Here is a 7,534-nt window from a genome sequence, read left to right as displayed (position 1 = left end):
ATCATTGATGACGATAGGTATTTCATACCATTAGAAGAGTACATTTATGTATTGTCCGAACTCTCAAATTTAACAGTCAATATTGAGGGATTACATGAATAAATATTCGTGGGGATCCCTCAGGTTTAAATCTACATAGGCCATACAGGCGATATCTTTGCTAAAGCAAGTAACTTATCCTCAAACCACGCTCTGCGGTGTTCATAAGGCTTTCACGTAAAACAGTCTTCACCACATAAAAATGCTCGGCGAACACACCGAGAAATACAGTGATAGTATTTTGTATCAACCAAACTTATTTGACGTTTTCTTGCAATTGCCATGCATCACTCTGTTTTTTTCACACTCATTTAAAGCGAGTAAAAAATATGAAAATACAAAATTTAGGATAGGTGTTTTCCTATTTTTTTTGCTCTTTCTTTGTTTTTTGTTGTGTAACCACCTTCTACCTTGCTGGTACTCTTTTTATTTTCGATTCACCTTCATTGCTATACATCCAAGCTTCATCCCCAAGCCGTGATATTACAATGTAACCATTTAAATCTTCCCAGAAAAAAAACTCTAACGCACTCGCCTCTAGTTGCAAATCATATTGGTCGACCCTCCACTCTACAGCCCCACTAGGGAATTCAACTAAATCAGACAGTTTTTCTGGTGTTTTGTTATTTTCCAATCGGTATTTTTCTATCCCATTCACGACAACCATCAACTGTTGAGCCAAGGCAAATTCGGGCGCTATTCCTTTATCTTGTTTAGGGTTGAAAAAACTAGTAGCGATAATAATAAATACCAAAAAAATTACGATACTTAAAACTTTACGGTGTTTTTGACCAACAATACCTTCAATTTTCTTTTCCTGTTTGGGTGAATCTTCAATCCTAGTCGAATTAATTATTTGGTGAATCGTCTTCGTTGATTCATCTCTACTAGATGAAGTATGTTGCTGAAAAGAATTAGAATGACTTCCTATATTGACCAAATCATCTAAACCTGGCAAATCACAAAGAGAGGCAGAATTGGCGACACTGGGATCCACTTTTTGTTTTTTCTTATCTTTATTCAGTATTTCATCAAGGCTTTGGGGAGTCATAGATGTACCATTGTTGGAACCTCTATTGTGATAGCTACCACTTACTTTGTTTGCGTTACTATTCGTTTTCAAAATATCATTCAAGCTAGGCTGGTGAGTTCCATTGTTAAATGATTGTTTATCCTTTTTATCAGCCATACTGAAACCTACCTTTAAGGAGTATTAAACTGATCAGGTAAATCCGTTGACGATTTACCATCACCCCATGTCGCTGGATGATCTGGAACGGATTCAAGATTACAAGCATCACCATAGCAAGCAAATGTACATTTAAAGTGAGCGTCTTGTAGCACTACAACATTATAATTTTTACAATTTGCATTGCCTTTATTGTACTTGTCAGCTTCAAATGCCTCTTGCTGTGTAACACAGCCTCTTGTTACATAACGGGAACCATCTTTTAAATTTTCAATAAAATTGGCAGCATAAGGAGCATCAACTGTACACGTAGCCCCTGTAGTGACATGGCTTCGCTCACAAATAAATTTAGGGCCTCGACAAGTATGATTATTTGTTGAAGGGGCTATTGCACACTTTGAAGGCTCTTTGGGATTGAACACAAAACCGTCTTTACATTTTGCTACGCACTGAGCGGGAACAATTGCAGTCTTAGTTGTATAAACATTCGAGCCATAGGGGTTGTGTTGATCGCGTACAGCGACTGAAGTTGCTCCTATATATTCTTGCCCCGCTACTGAACATTTAGGATCATGATGCCCACAGTCTTGACCCACGGGACATTGTGCCGGCAAAGGGGCACTGGATGTATGGCACCTTCCATCCGAACCTAATTTTAAAGTGCCTGGACATTTTTTAAGTTGTGGTTTTACTATTGGTATTACACTTGGCGTTAATTGTTGTAACTGTGGTTGTGCTTGTGGTTGCAACTGTGGTTGTAGTTGTGGAACGACCTGAGGTTGTTTCTGTGTCTTAGGTAGCTGGCAGACTTGTTGCTGTTTACCGTTAGCATCTTTCACTTGTACTTTTTGTGTTCCAGAGGGGCAGCCCGCAGGCACATTAGGGTGTGCAGCCAAAAGTCCTGCTCCGTTAAGGCAGCTACTTGGGAGATACTTGTCATCAAGCGCTTTATTGGTAGACACTGCGCCACGCCCAATCGCATTGGCAGCATTAACGCAACGCCAAGCGCCATTATAAAAATACTCAAGTGCAAATGTATCTCTCACCCCAAGGCCTTTTAAATCCATAGTAGGAAGAATATACCCGATAACTGAATTTTCGACTGGGTTGTTATTCGCTACAGGCACCCACTTCAAAGAAGTCATATGTACTTTTGGTTCAGAAAATGTTGCAATATCAAAGTTGGAGCTTTCAATACGTTTTTCAATGACCTTAATTCTTTCCGCATCGGCAAAAACAAAAGCTTCTGTAACCTGCGCACGTATTATGTAATCATTATACAAAGGAACCGCCACAACCGCGAGTATTCCAATAATCGCTACAACAACAATTATTTCTAACAAAGTGAAGCCCTGATTAGTGTTTTTTCGTAATATTTGAGCGTTCATACTAGAGTGTTCCTTTAGTCAGTATACTTTGTAGCTTATTAACGATTTCAGTAGGAGAGGTCATATTTTCATCGTATTCCATCGCATGCGCATGGAATTTATTCAACAATATTTTGGTTTCATTTTGATTTTGGGGGATTAAAAATAGCACAGGAGTCCCCGACCAAGCCAATTGCTCTCTCAGCTTTCCAAGCCATTTTTCTGGAGTAGACTGCATAAGGGCAGCATCAATTAAAATGGCAATAACTGAAGTATCTTTTTTCAAAATTTCGGAAGCCTTGTGTTCATTATTAACAAAGACTATTCCATATTGAAAACTTTCAGCTAGCATTGATTGAAGCTCTTTATTATCAGATATCAACAAAACTTTGAGACGATCCTCTGAAAGCGAGTTTGACCTTGAAAAATTATCTAGCAACATATTTGGTACTTTATTATTAACCACTGCAAGTTCACGCCAAAAATGTAAGCCCAGCTCACGCCCGACCTCTTGGACTGTTGTTTCACCAGAAACTATCCATTGCCCTGCGCTAACGGCCATCTGCGTCTGAAAACTGTTATTAGCCTCTGTTAAGTCATTAACGTTATTACAGCCACTTAACATTAATGTGCGCATCTCTGGTGATACTTCCATAACTTCAGTAATAGGAAGGCGGCCCATGTAGCCAGTATAATGACACTTATCACATCCTATAGCACGACAACCAGGCTGCTCACCGGTGATACGTTCATATTCTAATTCTTCAGGAAGGAGTGGCTTAGTGACCTTTACTTTACAGGATGAACATAGCTTTCTAACCAGACGCTGGGAAACGACACCAACCAATACATCAGCCAAAACCGATGGATTTATTCCAAGATCCAAAAGTCTAGGTACTGTCGCCATTGCGTCATTAGTATGCAACGTAGACAATACCAAATGCCCCGTTAACGCCGCTTGAGATGCGATTTTTGCCGTTTCAGCATCACGTATTTCACCAACCAAAACAATGTCAGGGTCTTGCCTTAGTATTGATCGCAACGTATCACCAAAAGAAAGACCTTGAGCATCATTGACTTGCACTTGTGATATACCGGGTAAAACGTATTCCACCGGGTTTTCCAAGGTCATAATATTGACATCTACACTATTGAGTTCTGAAAGCAGGCCGTACAGTGTTGATGTCTTCCCTGACCCAGTAGGCCCCGTCAGCAGTACAATTCCCGAGCCGTAGGATACAAGTCGTTTTAGTGCATGATAATCAGAAGGGGAAAAGCCACTATTAACTAAAGAAAACTGCTTGCCTTGCTCAAGAAGGCGACACACGATTCTCATGCCATCAAATACGGGCAATAAAGACAATCTAACGTCAATTTCACGTTGACCATAAATTAATCGCATTCGTCCATCTTGAGCAGTTAGGGGGTTCAGCTCTAGCCCTGCATTCATAGTAAAATAGCGAGACAAGCCTTCGTGCTGCTGCTTGGGAAACGATGCAATTCGCTCTAAAACACCATCAACTCGAAATCTAATTGCAGCCCCACCAACCATCGGGTGTATATGAATATCAGATGCCCTTTTATCTATAGCAGAGCGTAAGATGGCTTTCGCTAACTGGGGAATTTCACCTTCATCGACTAACGCAACGGTTAGATCAATAGCCCTATAGTCGTGGTTAATTGTCGAAAAGAGCCGTGTAAGCCCAATATCAAATTCTTCAGGAGACAAAATAGCCAGTTTAAAGTCACCCATCAGAATAAAACGTATTTGATCATAGTATTCGGGAAGTCGACGAGGATCATAAGTTGCAATAACCGGTTTATTAACACTCAAATCAAAGGGCAATATGCCCATATCACGACAAACCTTTTCACTAAAAGGGTTATCTCTGGGAGGTTTAAATTCTTGTATATTAATACTGTCTGTAGAATAAGTTAAAGAAAGTGCGTTACAAATTGCGCTAGCAGGTAATCTTAGTGTTGTTTGCAATTGATGCCAAGCTTCACGGGCATCCATTGAAAGATTATAGTTATCTGGTAGTACAAGCTCAGGTTTTGAACTAAGCAGAGCATCCAGAAGCCAATGTGTTGATGTTCGTACCATTAGAGCCTCCTGCCTTTATTTACTAGACATCACTTTATATAACGAGCCTGTAGAATAACTCGTTTTTAATTTATTTTTATTGATGCTTTAAACATAGTTGAGCTCTCATTTTAATTCAATCGGCTACTTCGATTTTACGTAAATATAAAAAGAGGACTGATGTCGTTTTAATGGGCGTTTTAGAAGGTATTGCAGGTGTTTAAGTGGCTTATTTGAGGTGATAAGGGGTTACCCTTATTAATGTATCGTGTTTCTCAGCTTTTCTAGATTATGAACAAGGCAATACAGCTGCCGCAAAATAAAGTGAATGTATTCACTTTCGCTTGTCCGCGTAAGGTCAATTTGTTCATGCCTTTATTGACTGTAATATTTCGCTTTTTACCATAAGGAAAGCAGATTCTATACAACCGAGTCTTTTACCATTACTTTATAAAATATTGTCGTCGCCCCAGTGGGCTGTCTATTTTGGCCTTCATTTTGTCAATGTAGCTGAGCTGTTTACGCGACTCATCATTTTTAAACTGCACTTGTCGGCCTGTTTTTATTGGTGGCTTTCACATGCATTGCTGTTGCAGTGGGCATACTTTGCAATCTTTTAAGTAACCGCAGAATCGCGTGTATTCTTGATTGTGACTCTTTACATTAATCCCGCTTCGCCACATACCATTGCCTGCGGGGCAGAGGCAGGTTTGGGTTGCTTCATCATAATGAAAGTCCTCTGAGGTAAATAAGCGAGGCTTGCCATTACGCCTTTTTAGTCGGCGCTTTTCTTGCTCTGTTTCCTTTTTATTTATAGGAAGTTTTCACTCTCTTTAAACAACGTTTCGTTTTCTAAATTGATTATCCGCAATGTAAGTATCAAAGCCACTTTGCGCCATAAACTCAAGATTCACTTCGCTGTTAAACCCACTGTCTGCGGTAAACTTTATGGTGTGATTATCTGCTTCTTTTTTTGTATTGAGCTTAGCGAGCTGTTATTGTAATTGCTTAACCGCTGGCTGCAAGGTTTGTTGCTCGCCCACTGAACCCCATGCCTGTGCTTGCCATTATTTACCCAATGCAAGTATTTGATGTTTATCGTCATTAATCGCAATGCCATTGTAGCCTTGGATTGTCCCTTTTGACGTGGTCATTTTCGCGCTTTACTCGTCCTATCCATGGACTCGCCTTTCAGGCCAGCTACGCTGTTAAAATTCATTCTCTATAAATTTGTCTTTGCTCGCATTTGATTTTAATTTACAGCCATCAATGGCAAACATATTACGACCTATCAACCCTTCTTCATCACATATCATCAGTACTTGCGTAAATAATGGCTCAATCTGTTCATGCATTTTCGCCACGAAGCCCGCTATCGATGTGTAATGCGGTTGGATATCACCCGACACACGCATGAATAAGATATTGTTCTCACAGGCTTTGGCAATACGGCGACTACTGATTAATCCATGCGCATAACCGAGTAAAATAATCTTTAACATCACCGATGGCGGATACGCCGCAGCCCCCGTTTTATCGTTGTTTTACCACACATCGAATCCTGATAAATCGATCTTATTTTCGACAATATAACAAAGGGCATACTCAAATGTACCTGGCAGGATTTACTCAGAAAAATTAATAGGACTGAATTTATTTTGGCAGGATAAGTCAGGCTTGTAGTTGGCCATAACAGTTTACCGTGGGTGAATAATATCTATTAGATCACAGTAACCCTGTGGGTTCAAGGTTAAAAAACAATCAATTATAAAAGTACCGAATTAGTTCCTGAAAAGAGTAATCCTACCGTCACAACCCCCACTAAGAGGCAAAAAATTGTTGCCTAAATTTAGCGACGCAGGAGCAAAAAGCCAACTGTTTTTTGTTCTTTTAAGTGACTTGTTATATTTTTTATACCATAATATATTATATATAGGTACTTATGAGGTTTTACATCATGGCTAAAAATACAAGCGTTACACTAGGCGATCATTTTGATCAGTTTATAAACCAACAACTTAACACTGGCCGTTATGGCTCAGCAAGTGAAATCGTTAGAGCAGGATTAAGAGCCTTAGAAGATCAAGAAGCTAAGCTTTTAAATTTACGTAATATGTTAATCCAAGGCGAACAAAGCGGTGTTGCCGAGTACAGCTATGAAAGCTTATTGACTGAATTAGATAAAGATAACCATTAATGAATAAGTTTGTATTATCTTCGAAAGCCAAAACAGACTTAATTAAAATAGCTAAATATACCCAAATAACTTGGGGGCTAGCTCAACGGAATGATTACCTAAAAATATTAGATAACACGTTCCATTTATTAGCTGGTGATCCCGAGCTAGGTATTAACTGTGATTATATACGAGAAGGTTACAGCAAATACCCACAAGCTAGCCATGTTATCTATTATAAAGAGTATAAAAACAATCAAATATTTATCGTGAGAATATTACATAAAAGTATGGATGTTAACTCCGCAATCTAGAAAAATATAACGTGGCTGTAGAATAACTCTAACAGCCAAATTCAATTAAAAAACGAGCTCCTGTAATTAACTCTAAGCGCTTTTAAAGCACTAGGCAATGCATTTAGGACCCATAAAACTGGCTGTTTTTCTTAAAAAAAGAGTAATTTTACAGCCAAAAAACGCCTTACTAACCGGCGCGAAATTGTTGGCTAAAATTGCGAGGAACGAGCGCTAGCCAACTGTTTAGCGTCCGTTTGAGTAAAAACTCGCTGGCGCGGTGATCATCATGTAATAACAAAAATGTACTGTAAAAGAATAAAAAACCACCTGAAAATTTGACTCAGGCGGAGTGACCATATATGTCATCTTTATTTACATTAAAAC

Annotated in this window: 7 protein-coding genes and 1 pseudogene; 2 read left to right on the top strand and 6 right to left on the bottom strand. The window is 39.2% G+C overall.

What is annotated here, in order from left to right; translation table 11 throughout:
• Positions 1-152: 152 nt before the first annotated feature.
• The 6 genes and pseudogenes from HH219_RS21855 to HH219_RS22195 all read right to left on the bottom strand — a co-directional run.
• Positions 153-323, bottom strand: a pseudogene (locus HH219_RS21855) (Mobile element protein); the annotation flags it as partial.
• Positions 324-445: 122 nt separating this feature from the next.
• Positions 446-1,228, bottom strand: a complete 783-nt coding sequence (locus HH219_RS21325; protein WP_169328557.1) for a hypothetical protein — start codon at positions 1,226-1,228, stop codon at positions 446-448.
• Positions 1,229-1,242: 14 nt separating this feature from the next.
• Entirely contained in the window at positions 1,243-2,616 is a 1,374-nt protein-coding gene (locus tag HH219_RS21320) for a prepilin-type N-terminal cleavage/methylation domain-containing protein (protein WP_169328556.1), read from the bottom strand.
• A 1-nt stretch (position 2,617) separates the two neighbouring features.
• The gene (locus HH219_RS21315) at positions 2,618-4,699 is read right to left on the bottom strand and encodes a GspE/PulE family protein (protein ID WP_054206494.1); all 2,082 of its coding nucleotides are present in this window, start codon (positions 4,697-4,699) and stop codon (positions 2,618-2,620) included.
• Positions 4,700-5,253: 554 nt separating this feature from the next.
• Complete coding sequence (locus tag HH219_RS22200) at positions 5,254-5,361, bottom strand: transposase (protein WP_249118583.1); 108 nt, start codon at positions 5,359-5,361, stop codon at positions 5,254-5,256.
• A 525-nt stretch (positions 5,362-5,886) separates the two neighbouring features.
• Complete coding sequence (locus HH219_RS22195; protein WP_249118582.1) at positions 5,887-6,180, bottom strand: transposase; 294 nt, start codon at positions 6,178-6,180, stop codon at positions 5,887-5,889.
• A gap of 455 nt (positions 6,181-6,635) precedes the next feature.
• Here HH219_RS22195 and HH219_RS21305 point away from each other — a divergent pair, with 455 nt between their 5' ends.
• Both HH219_RS21305 and HH219_RS21300 read left to right on the top strand, forming a co-directional pair.
• A complete protein-coding gene (locus tag HH219_RS21305) occupies positions 6,636-6,875 on the top strand; it encodes a type II toxin-antitoxin system ParD family antitoxin (protein ID WP_081154161.1) in 240 nt (79 codons plus the stop codon).
• On the top strand, positions 6,875-7,168 hold the full coding sequence (locus HH219_RS21300; protein ID WP_054455627.1) for a type II toxin-antitoxin system RelE/ParE family toxin: 294 nt from the start codon (positions 6,875-6,877) through the stop codon (positions 7,166-7,168). The genes HH219_RS21305 and HH219_RS21300 overlap by 1 nt, the downstream gene beginning before the upstream one ends.
• The last annotated feature ends 366 nt before the right edge of the window (positions 7,169-7,534 follow it).

The organism is Pseudoalteromonas sp. NEC-BIFX-2020_015 (assembly GCF_012952265.1).
GTDB classification, from domain to species: Bacteria; Pseudomonadota; Gammaproteobacteria; order Enterobacterales; family Alteromonadaceae; genus Pseudoalteromonas; species Pseudoalteromonas neustonica.
This window is presented reverse-complemented; position numbering and strand designations above follow the sequence as displayed.

Excerpts from the sequence above, each read along its gene's own strand:
- HH219_RS21325 (WP_169328557.1), bottom strand. The coding sequence starts at position 1,228 with ATGGCTGATAAAAAGGATAAACAATCATTTAACAATGGAACTCACCAG.
- HH219_RS21320 (WP_169328556.1), bottom strand. The coding sequence starts at position 2,616 with ATGAACGCTCAAATATTACGAAAAAACACTAATCAGGGCTTCACTTTG.
- HH219_RS21315 (WP_054206494.1), bottom strand. The coding sequence starts at position 4,699 with ATGGTACGAACATCAACACATTGGCTTCTGGATGCTCTGCTTAGTTCA.
- HH219_RS22200 (WP_249118583.1), bottom strand. The coding sequence starts at position 5,361 with ATGTGGCGAAGCGGGATTAATGTAAAGAGTCACAATCAAGAATACACG.
- HH219_RS22195 (WP_249118582.1), bottom strand. The coding sequence starts at position 6,180 with ATGTTAAAGATTATTTTACTCGGTTATGCGCATGGATTAATCAGTAGT.
- HH219_RS21305 (WP_081154161.1), top strand. The coding sequence starts at position 6,636 with ATGGCTAAAAATACAAGCGTTACACTAGGCGATCATTTTGATCAGTTT.
- HH219_RS21300 (WP_054455627.1), top strand. The coding sequence starts at position 6,875 with ATGAATAAGTTTGTATTATCTTCGAAAGCCAAAACAGACTTAATTAAA.